At 67.5% G+C, this 17,341-nt stretch carries 17 protein-coding genes; all 17 read left to right on the plus strand.

All coding sequences use genetic code 11. The features are described from left to right. The first annotated feature begins 3 nt into the window (after positions 1–3). The 17 genes from BUE42_RS09895 (at position 4) to BUE42_RS09975 (ending at position 17,335) form a co-directional block, all read left to right on the plus strand. The gene (locus BUE42_RS09895) at positions 4–699 is read left to right on the plus strand and encodes an ABC transporter ATP-binding protein (RefSeq protein ID WP_073464793.1); all 696 of its coding nucleotides are present in this window, start codon (positions 4–6) and stop codon (positions 697–699) included. A 252-nt stretch (positions 700–951) separates the two neighbouring features. Then, positions 952–3,045, plus strand: a complete 2,094-nt coding sequence (locus tag BUE42_RS09900) for a 3-hydroxyacyl-CoA dehydrogenase NAD-binding domain-containing protein (protein ID WP_073464795.1) — start codon at positions 952–954, stop codon at positions 3,043–3,045. A 16-nt stretch (positions 3,046–3,061) separates the two neighbouring features. Then, a complete protein-coding gene (locus BUE42_RS09905) occupies positions 3,062–4,237 on the plus strand; it encodes an acetyl-CoA C-acyltransferase (protein WP_073464797.1) in 1,176 nt (391 codons plus the stop codon). A 137-nt stretch (positions 4,238–4,374) separates the two neighbouring features. After that, entirely contained in the window at positions 4,375–6,222 is a 1,848-nt protein-coding gene (locus BUE42_RS09910; RefSeq protein WP_073464799.1) for an acyl-CoA dehydrogenase, read from the plus strand. Between the two features lie 17 nt (positions 6,223–6,239). Continuing rightward, positions 6,240–6,431 (plus strand): hypothetical protein, encoded by a 192-nt coding sequence (locus tag BUE42_RS09915; RefSeq protein WP_073464801.1) that lies wholly within the window; start codon positions 6,240–6,242, stop codon positions 6,429–6,431. A 20-nt stretch (positions 6,432–6,451) separates the two neighbouring features. Continuing rightward, on the plus strand, positions 6,452–8,428 hold the full coding sequence (locus BUE42_RS09920; protein WP_073464804.1) for a M3 family metallopeptidase: 1,977 nt from the start codon (positions 6,452–6,454) through the stop codon (positions 8,426–8,428). Positions 8,429–8,440: 12 nt separating this feature from the next. Then, positions 8,441–9,232, plus strand: coding sequence for an SDR family oxidoreductase (locus tag BUE42_RS09925; protein WP_073464806.1), 792 nt, complete (start codon positions 8,441–8,443; stop codon positions 9,230–9,232). A gap of 1 nt (position 9,233) precedes the next feature. Continuing rightward, a complete protein-coding gene (locus BUE42_RS09930; protein WP_073464808.1) occupies positions 9,234–9,677 on the plus strand; it encodes a PaaI family thioesterase in 444 nt (147 codons plus the stop codon). Positions 9,678–9,707: 30 nt separating this feature from the next. Continuing rightward, positions 9,708–10,727: an NADP-dependent oxidoreductase gene (locus tag BUE42_RS09935; protein ID WP_073464810.1), complete on the plus strand. Its 1,020-nt coding sequence runs from the start codon at positions 9,708–9,710 to the stop codon at positions 10,725–10,727. Between the two features lie 51 nt (positions 10,728–10,778). Continuing rightward, entirely contained in the window at positions 10,779–11,870 is a 1,092-nt protein-coding gene (locus BUE42_RS09940; RefSeq protein WP_073464812.1) for a fatty acid desaturase family protein, read from the plus strand. 1 nt (position 11,871) lies between these two features. Next, the gene (locus tag BUE42_RS09945; RefSeq protein ID WP_073464814.1) at positions 11,872–12,810 is read left to right on the plus strand and encodes a glutathione S-transferase family protein; all 939 of its coding nucleotides are present in this window, start codon (positions 11,872–11,874) and stop codon (positions 12,808–12,810) included. After that, positions 12,807–13,715, plus strand: a complete 909-nt coding sequence (locus BUE42_RS09950) for an SDR family oxidoreductase (protein WP_073464816.1) — start codon at positions 12,807–12,809, stop codon at positions 13,713–13,715. Before BUE42_RS09945 ends, BUE42_RS09950 begins: the two co-directional genes overlap by 4 nt. A gap of 205 nt (positions 13,716–13,920) precedes the next feature. After that, the gene (locus BUE42_RS09955; RefSeq protein ID WP_073464818.1) at positions 13,921–14,670 is read left to right on the plus strand and encodes an amino acid ABC transporter permease; all 750 of its coding nucleotides are present in this window, start codon (positions 13,921–13,923) and stop codon (positions 14,668–14,670) included. Beyond that, positions 14,667–15,329: an amino acid ABC transporter permease gene (locus tag BUE42_RS09960; protein WP_073464820.1), complete on the plus strand. Its 663-nt coding sequence runs from the start codon at positions 14,667–14,669 to the stop codon at positions 15,327–15,329. The genes BUE42_RS09955 and BUE42_RS09960 overlap by 4 nt, the downstream gene beginning before the upstream one ends. Further along, entirely contained in the window at positions 15,301–16,041 is a 741-nt protein-coding gene (locus BUE42_RS09965) for an amino acid ABC transporter ATP-binding protein (protein ID WP_073464822.1), read from the plus strand. The genes BUE42_RS09960 and BUE42_RS09965 overlap by 29 nt, the downstream gene beginning before the upstream one ends. 37 nt (positions 16,042–16,078) lie before the next feature. After that, positions 16,079–16,858, plus strand: a complete 780-nt coding sequence (locus BUE42_RS09970; protein ID WP_073464824.1) for a transporter substrate-binding domain-containing protein — start codon at positions 16,079–16,081, stop codon at positions 16,856–16,858. 27 nt (positions 16,859–16,885) lie between these two features. Further along, positions 16,886–17,335, plus strand: coding sequence for a nuclear transport factor 2 family protein (locus BUE42_RS09975; protein ID WP_073464998.1), 450 nt, complete (start codon positions 16,886–16,888; stop codon positions 17,333–17,335). Positions 17,336–17,341: the final 6 nt, after the last annotated feature.

A 17,341-nucleotide genomic window follows, 5' to 3' on the forward strand; every position in this document is an offset into this window, starting at 1 on the left:
GCGATGCTGAAACTCGATAACCTGCACGCGTTCTACGGCAAGAGCCACGTGCTGCACGGCGTGACGCTGGACGTGAAGCCCGGCGAGATCGTCAGCCTGCTCGGGCGCAACGGCTCGGGGCGCTCGACCACGGTGAAGGCGATCATGGGCCTGGTCGACGGAAAGGGCTCGGTGCGCTGGGGTGAGCGCGAGCTGCTCGGGCTGAAGGCCTTCGAGATCGCGCACCAGGGCATCGGCTACGTGCCGGAGAACCGCGACATCTTTCCGAAGCTGACGGTGCACCAGAACCTGCTGCTTGGCCAGAAGCGGGGCCGGCCGCAGCCGCGCTGGTCGTTCGACGACATGTACGCGATGTTCCCGCGCCTGAAGGAGCGGCAGCACACCGAGGCCGGCGTGCTGTCGGGCGGCGAGCAGCAGATGCTGACGCTGTGCCGCACGCTGATGGGCGACCCGGATCTGATCATGATCGACGAGCCGACCGAAGGCCTGGCGCCGAAGATCGTCGAGCAGGTCGCGCAGTACCTGAACGAACTGAAGCGGCGCGGCGTCTCGGTGCTGCTGGTCGAGCAGAAGCTGACGATCGCGCTGGAGATTTCGCAGCGCTGCTATGTGATGGGGCACGGGCGGATCGTCTTCGAGGGCAGCCCGGACGACCTGAAGTGCAACGCCTATATTCGCAAGGAATGGCTTGAGGTTTGAGACTTCACCCCCGAACTCCGTTCGCCCTGAGCTTGTCGAAGGGTCGGACTGAGCTTGTCGAAGTCCCCGCGTCGCGCGAGCGCTTCGACAGGCTCAGCGAGAGCGGCAAGTGTTCGAGCAAGCCCTTCGACAAGCTCAGGGCGAACGGAGGAGAGAAGATCTTGTCGCTGACGAGACATCACCCCGCCACGATTCCTTCCTAGAATCGAACGATCGTTCTATTCCCACTCTCCACCACCCGGAGGACTCTGCATGAGCGCCACCTACGAACTTCGCGGCCCCGTTGCCGTGATCACGCTCGACAACCCGCCCGTCAACGGCCTCGGCTACGACACCCGCAAGGGCATCACCGACGGGCTCGACAAGGCCCGGGCCGATGACAAGGTCAAGGCGATCGTGATCACCGGCGCCGGCAAGGCCTTCTCGGGCGGTGCCGACATCCGCGAATTCGGCTCGCCGAAGGCGCTGCAGGAGCCGAACCTGCTGAGCGTGATCCTCGCGGTCGAGGCCTGCACCAAGCCGGTGGTCGCCGCGATCCACACGGTGTGCATGGGGGGCGGGCTCGAACTCTCGCTCGGCTGCCACTACCGCGTCGCCGCGCCCGGCACGCAGGTCGCGTTGCCGGAGGTGAAGCTGGGCCTGGTGCCCGGCGCCGGCGGCACGCAGCGCCTGTCGCGCGTGATCGGCGTCGAGAACGCGCTGAACATGATCGTCAGCGGCGAGCCGGTCAAGAGCGAGCTGCTGGCGATGGCGCCGGGGCAGAAGCTGTTCGACAAGATGATCGATGGCGACCTGCTGGCCGGTGCGGTGGCGTTCGCGACCGAGGTCGCCGACAAGCGCCCGCTGCCGCTGGTGCGCAACCTGAAGGCCGAGCACCCGAACCCCGACGCGTTCTTCCAGTTCGCCCGCAACACCGTCGGCGCGATGTCGCGCAACTTCCCGGCGCCGCTGCAGTGCGTCGAGACCGTCGCCGCGTCGGTCTACAAGAAGTTCGACGACGGCATGAAGCAGGAGCGCGAGGCCTTCATCGCGCTGATGATGACGCCCGAGAGCCGCGCGCTGCGCCATGCCTTCGTGGCCGAGCGCGCCACCACCAAGATCCCCGACGTGCCGGCCGACACGCCGGTGCGCGACGTCAAGAAGCTCGCGGTGATCGGTGCCGGCACGATGGGCGGCGGCATCGCGATGAACTTCCTGAACGCCGGCATCCCGGTCGTGATGCTCGAGATGAAGCAGGAGGCGCTGGACAAGGGCGTCGCGATCATCCGCAAGAACTACGACGCGCAGGTCAAGAAGGGCAAGCTGAAGCAGGACAAGCTCGATGCCCGCATGGCGCTGCTGAGCACCACGCTGAACTACGCCGACCTGAAGGACGCCGACATGGTGATCGAGGCGGTGTTCGAGGACATCGGCGTGAAGGAGCAGGTCTTCAAGACGCTCGACGAGGTCATGAAGCCCGGCGCGATCCTCGCGAGCAACACCTCGACGCTGGACGTCAACAGGATCGCGTCGTTCACCAAGCGCCCGCAGGACGTGATCGGCACGCACTTCTTCAGCCCGGCCAACGTGATGAAGCTGCTGGAGGTGGTGCGCGGCGAGAAGACCGCGAAGGACGTGCTGGCCACCGTGATGGCGCTGGGCAAGAAGATCAAGAAGACCTGCGTGGTGTCGGGCGTGTGCGACGGCTTCATCGGCAACCGGATGATCGAGCAGTACTCGCGCCAGGCCGGCTTCCTGCTGGAAGAGGGCTGCACGCCGCAGCAGGTCGACAAGGCGGTCGAGAAATTCGGCTTCGCGATGGGCCCGTTCCGCATGGGCGACCTCGCGGGCAACGACGTGGGCTGGTACATCCGCAAGCGCCGCTACCTGGAGAAGCCGGACCTGCGCTACAGCAAGACCGCCGACCTGCTGTGCGAGATGGGGCGCTTCGGCCAGAAGACCGGTGCCGGCTGGTACGACTACGTGCCGGGCAAGCGCGATGCGATCCCGAGCGCGCTGGTCGACGGGATGATCGAGAAGCACCGCGCCGAACTCGGCATCACGCCGCGCAAGATCGGCGACGACGAGATCGTGCACCGGCTGGTGTATGCGCTGGTGAACGAGGGCGCGAAGATCGTCGAGGAGGGCATTGCGCTGCGCGCGAGCGACATCGACATGGTGTACCTCACCGGCTACGGCTTCCCGCTGCACCGGGGCGGGCCGATGTGCTATGCCGACACCGTGGGCTTGTTCAACGTGGTGGCGGCGATGAACCGTTTCGCGAAGAACCCGCACGACGACGCGAAGTTCTGGCAGCCCGCGCCGTTGCTGGCGCGCCTGGCGGCCGAAGGCAAGACTTTCTCCTGAACAGGGAACCACCATCATGACCAATGCAGTGATTGTTTCCACCGCCCGCACGCCGCTGGCCAAGAGCTGGAAGGGCGCCTTCAACATGACGCACGGCGCGACGCTGGGCGGCCACGCGGTGAAGGCCGCGGTCGAGCGCGCCGGCATCGCGCCGGCCGAGGTCGACGACGTGATCATGGGCTGCGCGACGCCCGAGGGCGCGACCGGCAGCAACATCGCGCGTCAGGTCGCCTTGCGCGCCGGGCTGCCGGTGACGACGAGCGGCGTGACAGTGAACCGTTTCTGCTCGAGCGGCCTGCAGACCATCGCGATGGCGGCGCAGCGCGTGATCGCCGGCGAGGGCGACATCTACGTGGCTGGCGGCGTCGAGAGCATCTCGTGCGTGCAGAACGAGGCCAACAAGCACATGATCGTCGACCCCTGGCTGCGCGAGCACAAGCCGGAGATCTACTGGAGCATGCTGCAGACCGCCGAGCAGGTGGCCAAGCGCTACAAGATCGGCCGCGACCGCATGGACGCGTACGGCGCGGCGAGCCAGCAGAAGGCCTGTGCGGCGCAGGATGCCGGCAAGTTCAGCGACGAGATCGTGGCGGTCACGGTGACCGCGGGCGTGGCCGATCCGGTGATGGGGCTGCGCAGCAAGGAAGTGACGATCAGCGTCGACGAAGGGCTGCGCTACGGCACGACGGTCGAAGGCATCGCAGGCATCAAGCCGGCCTTGCCGGGCGGGCTGATCGCGGCTGGCAATGCAAGCCAGTTCAGCGATGGTGCGGGCGCCTGCGTCGTGATGAGCGAAACGCTGGCGCAGCAACGCGGGCTGAAGCCGCTGGGGCGCTTCCTCGGCTTCGCGGTGGCGGGCTGCGAGCCCGATGAAATGGGCATCGGCCCGGTGTTCGCGGTGCCGAAGGTGCTGAAGCGGCTCGGGCTCACCGTGCAGGACATCGACCTGTGGGAGCTGAACGAGGCCTTCGCGGTGCAGGTGCTGTATTGCGCGGACACGCTGGGGATTCCGATGGACCGGCTGAACGTCAATGGCGGGGCGATTGCTGTCGGGCATCCGTATGGAGTCAGTGGTCAGCGTCTCACCGGTCACGCGTTGATCGAGGGCAAGCGCCGTGGGGCCAAGCGGGTTTGCGTCACGATGTGCATTGGCGGAGGTATGGGGGCCGCTGGCGTGTTCGAAGTGCTGTGAGCAATGGCGCGGGTGGGGAGCTGCGATGCTGATGAACACCCGTTCGGGCTGAGCTTGTCGAAGCCCTCGTGCCAGGGCACCAACCCTTCGACAGGCTCAGGGCGAACGGTTGTCGTTCTGCGAACACAGGATCCAAAATGCGACAGACACTCGACTTCCTGCTGTACGACTGGCTCCAGGCAGACACGCTCAAGAACCGCAGCCGCTTCGCCGACCACTCGCGCGACACCTTCGACGCCGTGCTCGACACCTGCGAACGCATCGCGCGCGAGAAGTTCGCGCCGTTCAACCGGGTCACCGACGCCGAGGAGCCGCGCTTCGACGGCGAGCGCGTGATCCAGCCGCAAGCGACGCATGACGCCTCGCGGGCCTATGTCGAATCCGGCATGCTCGCCGCGGCGCAGGACTACGAGATCGGCGGCATGCAGCTGCCTTGCGTGATCGAGATGGCCGCGAATGCCTTCTTCGCGAAAGGCGGCATCGGCATGGGCGGCGGCGGCATGCTGACCAGCGGCAATGCGAACCTGCTGATGGCGCACGGCACGCCGCTGCAGAAAGAAGTGTTTGCGAAGAACGAGTTCTCCGGGCGCTTCTTCGGCACCATGTGCTTGAGCGAGCCGCAGGCCGGGTCGAGCCTGTCGGACATCGTCACCCGCGCCACGCTTGATGGCGCCGATGCGGCTGGTGACCCGCTCGGCCCACGCTACCGGCTGCGCGGCAACAAGATGTGGATCTCGAACGGCGAGCATGAGCTGGCCGAGAACATCGTCCACCTGGTGCTCGCGAAGATCCCCGGGCCCGATGGCGCACTCGTTCCCGGCACGCGCGGCATCTCGCTGTTCGTCGTGCCGAAGAAGATGGTCGACGCCGAAGGCCGCCTCACCGGCGAACGCAACGACGTGGCGCTCGCCGGGCTCAACCACAAGCTGGGTTATCGCGGCATTCCGAACACGCTGCTGAACTTCGGCGAAGGGAAGTTTCCGGTGCGCGGGTCGGCCGGCGCCATCGGCTACCTCGTCGGACAGCCCGGCGAAGGGCTGCGCTGCATGTTCCACATGATGAACGAGGCCCGCATCGGCGTCGGGCTTGGCGCGACGATGCTCGGCTATGCCGGCTATGAAGCGAGCCTCGACTATGCGCGCGGGCGCCCGCAAGGCCGTCCCATCGGGCCGGGCGGCAAGGATGCAACGCGGCCGCAGGTGCCGATCATCCAGCACGCCGACGTCAAACGCATGCTGCTCGCACAGAAGAGCTACTGCGAAGGCGCGCTGGCGCTGGAGCTGTACTGCGCCCGCCTCGTTGACGAACTGCACACCGCACCGCCCGAGCTCGCGGCCGAAGCCGGGCTGCTGCTGGAGATGCTGACCCCCATCGCGAAAAGCTGGCCCAGCGAATGGTGCCTGGAGGCCAACAGCCTCGCGATCCAGGTGCTCGGCGGCTACGGCTACACGCGTGACTACCCGGTCGAGCAGTACTGGCGCGACAACCGCCTGAACATGATCCACGAGGGCACCCACGGCATCCAGGCGCTCGACCTGCTCGGCCGCAAGGTCGTGATGGATGGCGGCAAGGGGCTGATGCTGCTCGCCAACAAGGTCAACGCGACGATCCAGCGCGCGCTGATGCTGCCTGCACTCGCCGAACACGCCAACGCGCTGGCCGGGGCGCTGAAGGCGCTGGGCAACGCCACCAAGGCCGCATGGGCCAGCGGCGTGCCCGAAGAGGCACTCGCCAATGCCACGCCCTACCTGCAGGCCTTCGGGCACACCGTGCTGGCCTGGGTCTGGCTGGACGTCGCGATCTGCGCGCAAGAGCACCTGGAGCAAGCGACGGCGGCAGGGCAGGGCGACACCGCGCTGCTGCACGGCAAGCTGGCGGCAGCGCGCTTCTTCTTCCGCTACGAACTGCCCAAAGTCCCCGCCTGGCTGAAGGTGGTCGAGACGCGGGACGATACTTGCCGTTCCATGAACGATGCCTGGTTCTGACGCCGGGCCAGATTGCGATGAAGACTTCGACCGTCGAAACCCTCGTCTGGGTGCTGATCTACGCCGGCTTGCTGGGCGTCGGCCTGGGGCTCGCGGTGCAACGCTACGTGGAGCCGCTGGGCTGGGGCATCGCGGTGGTCGGCGGGGTCGTCGCGATCTGCGGCATCGTGCTCATCTACGTGCGCTCGCGCATGAAGAGCCCCACCTGAACCTTTTGATCCGGACTCCCATGAACTTTCGCTTCACCTTGCTGGCCATCGCGCTCGTCGCCGGCAGCGCCGTCGCCCAGTCGGCCACGCCGTCGTACGTGTTCCCGAACTACCGCAACGCGGCGCAGGCCGATGCCGATTGCAAGGCATTGATCGCCAGCGCCCGCGCCGACGAGAAGCGCCTGCAGGCGGGACAGGCCACGACGCTGCTCGCCGAACTCGACGGCATGAACCGGCGCTACGAAGACATCGTCGGGCCGCTGTCGCTGCTGAACGCGGTGCACCCCGACAAGGCGGTGCGCGATGCGGCCGATGCCTGCGACCTCGGCTACCAGAACTTCCGCAACAGCTTCCTGCAGAACCCCAAGATCTACGCGCTGCTGAAGCAGGTGAAGCCCGCCGATGACATCGATGCCCGCCTGCTGCGCGACACGCTCGATGCCTTCGAAGACGCTGGCGTCGCGCTGGCGCCGGCCCGCCAGGCGCGCGCGAAGAAGCTCAGCAACGAGATCACCCGGCTCGGCCAGCTGTTCGACCGCCGCATCCGCGACGACAAGACGCGCGTCGCGTTCGCGCCCGCAGAGCTCGACGGCGTGCCGGCCGAGGCCCTGAAAGACCGCAAGCGCGATGCGACCGGCCGCTACGTGTTCGGCCTCGACTACCCGAGCTACGACGCGATCATCGAGAACGCGACTCTTGGCGCCACGCGCGAGCGGATGTGGCGGGCGTTCCAGAGCCTGGGTGGCACCGCCAACCTGAAGACGCTGCAGCAGCTCGGCCAGCTGCGCCGCGAGTACGCGCAGCTGTTCGGGCTGGAGTCGTATGCCGATTTCGCGATGCGCCGCCGCATGGCCGGCAACGCCGCGGCGGTGCAGACCTTCCTCGGCACCGTGAAAGACGCCGTCGCGCAGCGCGAAGTGGCCGACCTCGGCCTGCTGCGTGAAGCCAAGGCCCGCGACCTGAAGCAGTCGCTCGAATCGACCACGCTGAACCGCTGGGACCTGACCTACTACACCTTCAGCGAGCGCCGCAACCGCTTCCAGCTCGACGCCGAGGAGTTCCGCACCTACTTCCCGCCGCAGGCCAGCCTGGACTTCGTGTTCCGCGTCGCCGGCCAGCTGTTCGGCGTGCAGTTCGAGCCGCTGCATCAGGCGCTGTGGCACCCCGACGCGCAGTCGTTCGAGGTGCGCGACGTCGCCAGCAAGAAGGTGCTCGGCACGTTCTTCGTCGACCTGTACCCGCGCGAAGGCAAGTACAACCATGCGGCGGTCTGGAGCTTCCGCAACCCGTCGACGCTCGTGAACCGCACGCCGGCCGCCGGCCTCGTTGTCAACTTCAACCGCCAGGGCCTGAACATCGACGAGCTCGAGACGCTGCTGCACGAGTTCGGCCACGCGATGCACGGGCTGCTGTCGAACACCCGCTACGCGACGCAAGGCGGCACCAACGTGCAGCTCGATTTCGTCGAGGCGCCGTCGCAGATGCTCGAGGACTGGGTCTACGACGCGCGCGTGCTGGCGCTGTTCAAGGAGGTCTGCCCGAGCTGCAAGCCGGCCCCGGACAACCTGGTGGAACGGGCCTCGAAGGCGCGCGATTTCGCGAAGGGCATCGCGGTGGCGCGCCAGCACCTGTACGCGAGCTACGACCTCGCGCTGTACGCGAAGGATGCGCCCGAGCCGATGGCCACCTGGCAGCGCATGGAAGGCGCGACGCCGCTCGGCCACGTGAAGGGCAGCATGTTCCCGGCCGGCTTCTCGCACATCGCGACCGGCTACGCCTCGGGCTACTACGGCTACCTGTGGAGCCTGGTGCTGGCCGAAGACCTGCGCACCGCGTTCGCCGCCGACAAGCTCAGCAGCGAGGTCGGCATGCGCTACCGCGAGCAGGTGCTGTCGCAGGGCAGCCAGCAGGCGCCGGCGCAGCTGATGCGCAACTTCCTGGGGCGCGAGACGAACAGCGATGCGTTCTTCAAATCCCTCAACAGGCACAACGACTAGGAGACCGAATCCATGAGCACGCCGATCCAGACCTTGTTCAACCTCGAAGGCAAGACCGCGCTGGTGACGGGCGGCTCGCGCGGGCTCGGCCTGCAGATCGCCGAATCGCTGGGCGAGGCCGGCGCGAAGATCCTGCTGACCTCGCGCAAGGCGGCTGACCTGGAAGAGGCCGCGGCCCACCTGCAGGCACGTGGCATCGACACGCGATGGGTGGCGGCCGACGCGAGCCAGCCGGACGAGATCCAGCGCGTGGCCGACGAGGCGATGCAGCGGCTCGGCCGCGTCGACATCCTCGTCAACAACGCCGGCGCCACCTGGGGTGCACCGGCCGAGGACTACCCGCTGGAGGCCTGGGACAAGGTGATGAACCTGAACATCCGCAGCATCTTCCTGATGAGCCAGGCGATCGGGCGACTCAGCATGATCCCGCGCCAGTCGGGTCGCATCATCAACGTCGCGTCGATCGCTGGGCTGTCGGGCTCGCCGTCGACGATGAAGTACATCGCCTACGGCACCAGCAAGGGCGCGGTCGTGAACTTCACGCGCACGCTGGCGGCGGAGTGGGGCCGCCACGGCATCACCGTCAACGCGATCGCGCCGGGCATGTTCCCGAGCAAGATGACGGCCGGCACGATCGCCAAGGTGGGCGTCGAGGCGCTCGCGACCGGCGCGCCGCTCGGCCGCATCGGCGACGACGACGACCTGAAGGGCGTCGCGCTGCTGTTCGCGTCGGCCGCGGGCAAGCACATCACCGGCCAGATCCTCGCGGTGGATGGTGGCGTCAGCGCGGTGCATGGCCACTGAGATGGAATTTCCCGTCCACATCCCCTTCGTCGACCAGCTCGGCTTCGAGCTGCTGAAGTTCGAGAACGGCGAGGCCGAGATCGGCCTGACGCTGCGCGACGAGCTGTGCAACTCGTGGAGCGTCGCGCACGGCGGCGTCACGATGACGCTGCTCGACGTCGCGATGGCGCATGCGGCGCGCAGCAGCTCGATCAAGCCGGGCGGGCAGCCGGGCGGCACCGGCGTCGTGACGATCGAGATGAAGACGAGCTTCATGCGCCCCGGCCTCGGCCGCATCGTCGCGCGCGGCAAGCTGCTGCACGCGACCGCGTCGCTCGCGTTCTGCGAGGGCACGGTGATCGACGCGAACGGCGAGCTGCTCGCGAGTGCCAGCGGCACCTTCAAGTACCTGCAAGGGCTTCCGGCAGGGGGACGCAAGATCCTCCGCTCGAACGCCTCCGACTGACTTCACAAGACAACACACAGGAGACAAGCCATGACCGCCACCAACCAGCAGATCGTTCTCGCGTCGCGCCCCGACAAGGAAGCCGTCGCCGCCAACTTCCGCCTCGTGTCGACCCCGGTGCCGGCGCTGGCGGACAACCAGGTGCTGGTGCGGCACCACTTCCTGTCGCTCGACCCGTACATGCGCGGCCGCATGAACGCCGGCAAGAGCTACGCGCAGCCGCAGCCGCTGGACCAGGTGATGATCGGCGGCACCGCCGGCGAGGTGGTCGAATCGCGCCACGCGGGCTTCAAGGCCGGCGACAAGGTGGTCGGCATGGGCGGCTGGCAGCAGTACAGCGTGGTCGACGCGAGCCAGCCCGGCACGCTGCGCAAGGTCGACACCGCGCACATCCCGTTGTCGGCCTACCTCGGTGCGGTCGGCATGCCGGGTGTGACCGCATGGTACGGCCTGGTGAAGATCTGCACGCCGAAGGAGGGCGAGACCATCGTCGTCAGCGCGGCCAGCGGTGCAGTCGGTGGCGCGGTGGGGCAGCTGGCCAAGGTGCGCGGCTGCCGCGCGGTCGGCATCGCCGGCGGGCCGGACAAGTGCCGCTACGTGGTCGACGAGCTGGGCTTCGATGCCTGCATCGACTACAAGGCGCACCGCGACCCCAAGGCGCTGTACGCCGCGCTGAAAGAGGCCACGCCGGACGGCGTCGACGGCTACTTCGAGAACGTCGGCGGGCTGATGCTCGACACCGTGCTCGCGCGCATGAACGCGTTCGGTCGCGTCGCGCTGTGCGGGATGATCTCCGGCTACGACGGCCAGCCGATCCCGTTGACGCACCCGCAGCTGATCCTGCAGTCGCGGCTGAAGCTCGAGGGCTTCATCGTCAGCGAGCACATGGGCGTGTGGCCGGAAGCGCTGAAGGAGCTGGGCACGCTGGTGGCGACCGGCAAGCTGAAGTACCGCGAGACGGTGGCGCAGGGGATCGAGTCGGCCCCGGAGGCGTTCCTGGGGCTGTTGAAGGGCCAGAACTTCGGCAAGCAACTGGTGAAGCTCGTCTGAACCCGAGACGCTGTCGGTGGTCGAACCCCGACAGCGTTTGGAGGACCTGCGATGAAGACCTCATCCACCCCTGTCGCGGGCGAAGAGTTCCGCGAAGACCTGCGGCCGATCGAACCGCCGCGCACTGCGGCGGCGCGCGTGGCTGGTTCCGGCAATGCGGCCGCGCGCCGCATCCTGAACGCCGACGAGATCGCGTCGCTGACGCAGCTGAACGACTGGCGCTCGTTCGGCGCGGTGCTGACCACCTTCGGCAGCATCGCGCTGGCCGTTGCCGCGGCGCTGCTCACCTGGGGCATGCCGTGGGGCTGGGCGATCGCGGTGCTGGCGGTGCTGGTGATCGGCGTGCACCAGCACGGCCTGTTCATCCTGGCGCATGAATCGGCGCACTACCGGCTGTTCAGCCACCGCGGCGTCAACGATGCGGTGGGTCGGCTGATCGGCATGGCCGGCGGCATCTCGATGCGCACCTACCGCGTGATCCACCGGCTGCACCACAACAACCTCTACACCGCGGAAGACCCGGACACCGCCATCCACGGCGGCTACCCGCGCGGCGTGGGCTACCTGTGGAAGAAGCTGGGCCAGGACCTGGTTGGCTGGAATGCGTGGAAGACCTTCGCGTATTTCTTCGGCGCGCCGGCACTCAATGACGTGACGCAGAAGGCGGCGCGCCCGCTGGACGACACCTCGCCGCAACTGCGCGCCAGCGCGCGCCGCGACCGCTGGGCGGTGGTGGCCTTCCAGGTCGCCGCCCCGCTGCTCTGCTGGGCCTTCGGCGGCGGGCGCGGCCTGCTGCAGTACGCCATCCTGTGGCTGCTGCCGCTGCTGACGGTGCTGCAGCCCATCCTGCGGCTGCGCGCGATCATGGAGCACGGCGGGGTGACCGACCTGTCGTCGCCGCTGACGGCCGCGCGCAGCAACCGCACGAGCGGCGGTGTCGCCAACGTGATGGGCCGCGCGCTGTTGTTCCCGCACCATGTGAACTACCACCTGGAGCACCACCTGTACCCCGCCGTGCCTCACTACCACCTGCCTCGTCTGCATCGATTGCTGGTGGAGAAGGGCGCGCTGCACAACGCCGAGGTGCGCGACCTGCGGGGAACCTGGAAGATCATCTTCGCGCCGCGCGCGCCGAAGGGCTGACATGACCGAATTGATCCTGCATCACTACGACGGCTCACCGTTCTCCGAGAAGGTCCGCTTGATCCTCGGCTTCAAGGGCCTGGCCTGGAAGTCGGTGAAAGTGCCGGTGATGCTGCCCAAGCCCGACGTGGTCGCGCTGACCGGCGGCTACCGCCGCACGCCGTTCCTGCAGATGGGCGCCGACATCTGGTGCGACACCGCGCTGATGGCGCGCGTGATCGACGCGATGGCGCCGAAGCCGCCGCTGTACCCGCATGCGGCCGGCGACCTGCAGCACCTCGTCGCGCAGTGGGCCGACTCAAGCTTGTTCTGGACCGCGATTCCCTACACGATGCAACCGGCCGGCGTGGCGCACATCTTCGAGGGCGCGCCACCCGAATTCCTGAAGGCCTTCGGTGCCGACCGCGCGGCCATGACGGCCGGCATGCGCCGCGTGACCACGGCCGATGCCGCCGTGCAGTTGCTCAGCTACTTCGGCTGGCTCGAATCCCAGGTCGCCGATGGCCGGCCGTTCCTGATGGGCGCGCAGCCCTGCATCGCGGATTTCTCGGTCGCGCAGTCGCTCTGGTACATCCGCCGTGCGCCGCCGGTGGCGACCATCCTCGCGCCGTTCGGCAAGCTGATCAGCTGGTACGAGCGCGTCGCGGCCTTCGGGCACGGTGCGGTCGAGAAGATGACGAGTGCCGACGCGCTGGACATCGCCGCGCGCGCCACCACCCATGCGCCGGTGAAGGTGGAGCCGGGACTCGGCTTCGACGCCGGCGCGGCCGTCACCGTGATGCCCACCGACTATGCGCCCGACCCGGTGGCCGGCACGCTGGTCGGGCTGACGGCGCACGAGGTGGTCGTCGAGCGGCTCGACGAGCGCGGCGGGCTGCTGCATGTGCACTTCCCGCGCATCGGCTACCAGGTCAAGAAGGTTTCAACGGAGACGACATGAAGAACTTCAAGGACGGCACCGCCGTCATCACGGGGGCAGGATCGGGTTTCGGGTTGGAGGCCTCGCGCATCGCCGCGCGGCTGGGCATGAACGTCGTGATGGCCGACGTGCAGCAGGACGCGCTGGACACCGCGGCCGCCGAGATCCGCGCGCTCGGCGCGCAGGTGCTCGCACAGCGGCTCGACGTGGCCAAGGCCGCCGAAGTCGAGGCGCTGGGGGCGGCGGCCTTCGAGCGCTTCGGTGCGCCGAATGTCGTGTTCAACAACGCCGGCGTCGGTGCCGGCGGGTTGATCTGGGAACACACGCTGAAGGACTGGGAGTGGGTCGTCGGCGTCAACCTGATGGGCGTCGCGCACGGCGTGCGGGTCTTCACGCCGATGATGCTGGCCGCTGCGAAGAAGGACCCGGCCTGGCAAGGCCACATCGTCAACACCGCGTCGATGGCCGGCATGGTGTGCGCGCCCAACATGGGCGTCTACAACGTGACCAAGCATGCGGTCGTCGCGATGAGCGAGACGCTGTACCAGGACCTGCGCCTCGTCACCGACCAGGTCAGCGCCTCGGTGCTGTGCCCGTTCTTCGTGCCCACCGGCATCCACCAGAGCCACCGCAACCGGCCGGCCGACCTGCGCGACGGCGGCGCGAAGCCGACCAAGAGCCAGCTGATCGCGCAGGCCATGAGCAACAAGGCGGTGACCAGCGGCAAGCTGACCGCGGCCGAGGTCGCGCAGATGGTGTTCGATGCGATCGCCGACGACCGCTTCTACATCTTCAGCCACCCGAAGAGCCTGGCCAGCGTGCAGACGCGGCTCGAAGACATCATGACGCCGCGCAACCCGACCGATCCGTTCGCGCAGAAGCCGGAGCTGGGCGAGGAACTGAAGGCGGCGCTGCGCACGGTGTAGCTCTCGATATCCCTTGGGACATGGCGGCTACGAAGCCGTCATGACATGACTCGTCATACAAGTCACCCATCGCTTTCAGCGCGAGCGCCTTAGCGTTCCACGATATCCCCGGGCTTACCCGCATGGCAGCGGGCATCCGACGCTCCTCATAATGCGGGCCGTTTTCAAGTTGTACGACAACGTACGACATCTGATCCCCGGCCCCATGAAGTATTCGCTCCAGTTCAGCAGCCTCCTTCCCTACTGGGATGTGTTCCTGCGCGGGGCATGGCTGACGCTCAAGATGACGACTGTCGCGGTGCTGGTCGGGGTCTGTGTCGGCGTGCTGGTGGCCTTCGCGAAGCGCGGCAGCCGGCGCTGGGTGTCGCGGCTGTGCAGCATCTACATCGAGGCGGTGCGCAACACGCCGTTCCTGGTGCAGATCTTCCTGCTGTACTTCGGGCTGGCGAGCTTCGGCCTGCGCATGCCGACCTTCACCGCGGCGGTGCTCGCGATGATCGTCAACATCGGCGCCTACGTCGCGGAGATCGTGCGCGCCGGGCTCGAGTCGGTGCCCAAGGGCCAACTCGAGGCGGCCGAATGCCTGGGGCTGTCGAAGTGGCGCATCCGCTGGCACGTGATGCTCCAGCCGTCGATCGAGAAGGTCTACCCTGCCTTGACCAGCCAGTTCCTGCTGATGATGCAGGCCTCGGCGATGGCCTCGCAGATCTCGGCCGAAGAGCTGACCGCCGTCGCGAACACGGTGCAGTCCGACACCTTCCGCTCGCTCGAGACCTACATCGTCGTCGCGGGGCTCTACCTGGCGCTGTCGCTGCTGATCAAGCTGGTCGCGGCGGGGCTCGGCCACTGGCTGTTCCGCCGCAAGCGGGTGATCGCGGCCGCACGGCGCGCCGCGGCCGCCGCTCCGGTGCGCGCACGCGCCGAGAGTGCGTTGGCGCCGAAGGGGATGGCATGAACGGCTTCACCGCAACGCATGCCGTCTACCTGGTCAGCTCGATCGGCTGGACGCTGCTGCTGTCGGCGCTCGCCTTCGTGCTCGGCGGCATCGGCGGCTTCGGCGTGATGCTCGCACGCATCTCCACGCACCGCTGGCTGCGCCGCACGGCTGCCGTCTACATCGAGTGCGTGCAAGGCATCCCGCTGCTGATCTGGCTGTTCCTGGTGTACTTCGGGCTGTCGGTCTACGGCTTCACGCTGCCGGCGATCGTCGCCGCGGGGCTCGCGATGATGATCTACGCCAGCGCCTACCTGGGCGACATCTGGCGCGGCTGCGTCGAGGCGATGCCGGCACCGCAGTGGGAGGCGGCCGAGTGCCTGGCCTTCACGCGCTGGCAGACGCTGTCGCTGGTGATCATCCCGCAGGCCGTGCGGCTGTCGCTGCCGCCGACCATCGGCTTCCTGGTGCAGATCATCAAGATGACCTCGCTCGCGTCGGTGATCGGCTTCGTCGAGCTGACGCGCGCCGGCCAGATCATCAACAACTCGATCTTCCAGCCCTTCCTGGTGTTCAGCCTGGTCGGGGCCCTGTATTTCTGCCTCTGCTACCCGCTGTCGCGCTGGAGCGAGGCCATGGAGAACCGACTGAATGTCCGCCGAAGTGTCGACCATCGTTAGCCTGCAGGACGTCCACAAGAGCTTCGGCTCGAACCACGTGCTGCGCGGCGTGTCCTTCGACGTCGGGCCCGGCGAGATGGTGGCGCTGATCGGCGCCAGCGGCTCGGGCAAGAGTACCGCGCTGCGCTGCCTCGACCGGCTCGAGGCCATCGACAGCGGCCGCATCGAGGTGTGCGGCATCCGCGTCGACGCACCCGATGTCGACCTGAAGCAGCTGCGCCTGGACGTCGGCATCGTGTTCCAGAGCTACAACCTGTTTCCGCACCTGACCACGCGCGAGAACATCATGTTGGCGCTGCGCCACGTGAAGAGGCTCGACACCGCGCAGGCGCACGACACCGCGGTGCGGGTGCTCGACCAGGTGGGGCTCAAGGACAAGGGCGATGCCTACCCCGAGCAACTGTCGGGCGGCCAGCAGCAACGCGTCGCGATCGCGCGCTCGCTGGCGATGTCGCCGCGCGTGATGCTGTTCGACGAGGTCACCTCGGCGCTCGACCCCAAGCTGACCGGCGAGGTGCTGCGCGTGATGGAAGACCTCGCGGCCGCCGGCATGACGATGCTGCTGGTCACGCACGAGATGGCTTTCGCGAAGCGCCTGGCCGACCGGATCATCTACATGCACGAAGGCCAGGTCTGGGAGACCGGCCCCGGCGAGATGCTCGACGCGCCGCGCACGCCCGAGCTGCAGGCCTTCATCGGCAACGGCCTGTGAAGCCGCTGCTCCCAACAGATCAACCACAGGAGACGACATGATTTCCCCGAAGAAGACGCTGGCGCTGCTCGCGCTGGCCGCCTGCACGCAGGTCGCGCTGGCCGACCAGCTCGACGACATCAAGAAGGAAGGCAAGATCCGCATCGCCGTCGCGATGGGCACGCCGCTGTTCAGCTATGCCGACGCCAACATGCAGCCGACCGGCTCCGACGTCGACACTGCCGCGCTGCTGGCCAAGGACCTGGGCGTGAAGTTCGAGATGGTGGCGGTGACGAATGCGGCGCGCATCCCGACGCTGCAGGCCAACAAGGCCGACATCGTCGTCGCCGACCTGTCGATCACGCCCGAGCGCCAGAAGGTGATCGACTTCTCGTACCCGTATGCCGCGCTGACGCTGATCGTCGCGGCCCCCAAGGCCACGGTGGTGAAGGACTACCCGGACCTGAACGGCAAGCGCATCGGCCTGACGCGTGCGACGGTGAACGACACCATCACGACGCAGAACGCGAAGGGCGCCGAGATCATGCGCTACGAAGACGACGCGACGTTGATCACGTCGGCGGTGACCGGCCAGATCGATGCGTTCTCGAGCACGCCGTCGAACCTGGGCGAGATCGTCAAGCGCGCGCCGCAACTCAACTGGGAGCGCAAGTTCGACCAGAAGGATTTCCTGCTCGGCATCGCGCTGAACAAGGAGCAGCCGAAGCTGAAGGCCTGGGTCGACAACTGGGTCGCGACCAACCTGAAGAACGGCAACCTGAACGCGATCTACAAGAAGTACCACGGCAAGGACCTGCCGGCCACGGTTCACCCCTGAAGTTCACTCGTGAAGGAGACGACGATGATGAAGATCAAGACCCTGCTCGGCCTGCTGGCCGGCAGCTTGGCGCTGTGCGCCTGTTCGGTGATGCCCGTGGGTAGCGCGGGCGCCGGTGATTCGGCCGTGGCCGCGGCCGAGAAGTTGCGTGTCGCGATGGTCGACCCCGACCAGGCGGTGCTGAGCTCGCTGGTGGCCGATGACCTGAGCTACGGCCACTCGGGCGGCAAGGTCGATACCAAGACGAGTTTCATCGGCGACCTGGTGGCGGGCAACTCCGATTTCGTCAGCATCGACATCAGCGACCAGACGGTGAAGGTGGTGCAGGACATCACGATCATCCGCCACACGCTGGTCGCGAAGACCAACGACCGCGGCGTCGCCGGCAACGTCAAGCTGCACGTGCTGCAGGTGTGGCAGCGCCAGGGTGGCGCGTGGAAGCTGCTGGCCCGTCAGGCGGTGCGCCCGCCAGCCTGACCGCCG

This window comes from Rhizobacter sp. OV335 (assembly GCF_900142965.1).
Taxonomy (GTDB): Bacteria; Pseudomonadota; Gammaproteobacteria; order Burkholderiales; family Burkholderiaceae_C; genus Rhizobacter.

Excerpts from the sequence above, each read along its gene's own strand:
- BUE42_RS09895 (WP_073464793.1), top strand. The coding sequence starts at position 4 with ATGCTGAAACTCGATAACCTGCACGCGTTCTACGGCAAGAGCCACGTG.
- BUE42_RS09900 (WP_073464795.1), top strand. The coding sequence starts at position 952 with ATGAGCGCCACCTACGAACTTCGCGGCCCCGTTGCCGTGATCACGCTC.
- BUE42_RS09905 (WP_073464797.1), top strand. The coding sequence starts at position 3,062 with ATGACCAATGCAGTGATTGTTTCCACCGCCCGCACGCCGCTGGCCAAG.
- BUE42_RS09910 (WP_073464799.1), top strand. The coding sequence starts at position 4,375 with ATGCGACAGACACTCGACTTCCTGCTGTACGACTGGCTCCAGGCAGAC.
- BUE42_RS09915 (WP_073464801.1), top strand. The coding sequence starts at position 6,240 with ATGAAGACTTCGACCGTCGAAACCCTCGTCTGGGTGCTGATCTACGCC.
- BUE42_RS09920 (WP_073464804.1), top strand. The coding sequence starts at position 6,452 with ATGAACTTTCGCTTCACCTTGCTGGCCATCGCGCTCGTCGCCGGCAGC.
- BUE42_RS09925 (WP_073464806.1), top strand. The coding sequence starts at position 8,441 with ATGAGCACGCCGATCCAGACCTTGTTCAACCTCGAAGGCAAGACCGCG.
- BUE42_RS09930 (WP_073464808.1), top strand. The coding sequence starts at position 9,234 with ATGGAATTTCCCGTCCACATCCCCTTCGTCGACCAGCTCGGCTTCGAG.
- BUE42_RS09935 (WP_073464810.1), top strand. The coding sequence starts at position 9,708 with ATGACCGCCACCAACCAGCAGATCGTTCTCGCGTCGCGCCCCGACAAG.
- BUE42_RS09940 (WP_073464812.1), top strand. The coding sequence starts at position 10,779 with ATGAAGACCTCATCCACCCCTGTCGCGGGCGAAGAGTTCCGCGAAGAC.
- BUE42_RS09945 (WP_073464814.1), top strand. The coding sequence starts at position 11,872 with ATGACCGAATTGATCCTGCATCACTACGACGGCTCACCGTTCTCCGAG.
- BUE42_RS09950 (WP_073464816.1), top strand. The coding sequence starts at position 12,807 with ATGAAGAACTTCAAGGACGGCACCGCCGTCATCACGGGGGCAGGATCG.
- BUE42_RS09955 (WP_073464818.1), top strand. The coding sequence starts at position 13,921 with ATGAAGTATTCGCTCCAGTTCAGCAGCCTCCTTCCCTACTGGGATGTG.
- BUE42_RS09960 (WP_073464820.1), top strand. The coding sequence starts at position 14,667 with ATGAACGGCTTCACCGCAACGCATGCCGTCTACCTGGTCAGCTCGATC.
- BUE42_RS09965 (WP_073464822.1), top strand. The coding sequence starts at position 15,301 with ATGTCCGCCGAAGTGTCGACCATCGTTAGCCTGCAGGACGTCCACAAG.
- BUE42_RS09970 (WP_073464824.1), top strand. The coding sequence starts at position 16,079 with ATGATTTCCCCGAAGAAGACGCTGGCGCTGCTCGCGCTGGCCGCCTGC.
- BUE42_RS09975 (WP_073464998.1), top strand. The coding sequence starts at position 16,886 with ATGAAGATCAAGACCCTGCTCGGCCTGCTGGCCGGCAGCTTGGCGCTG.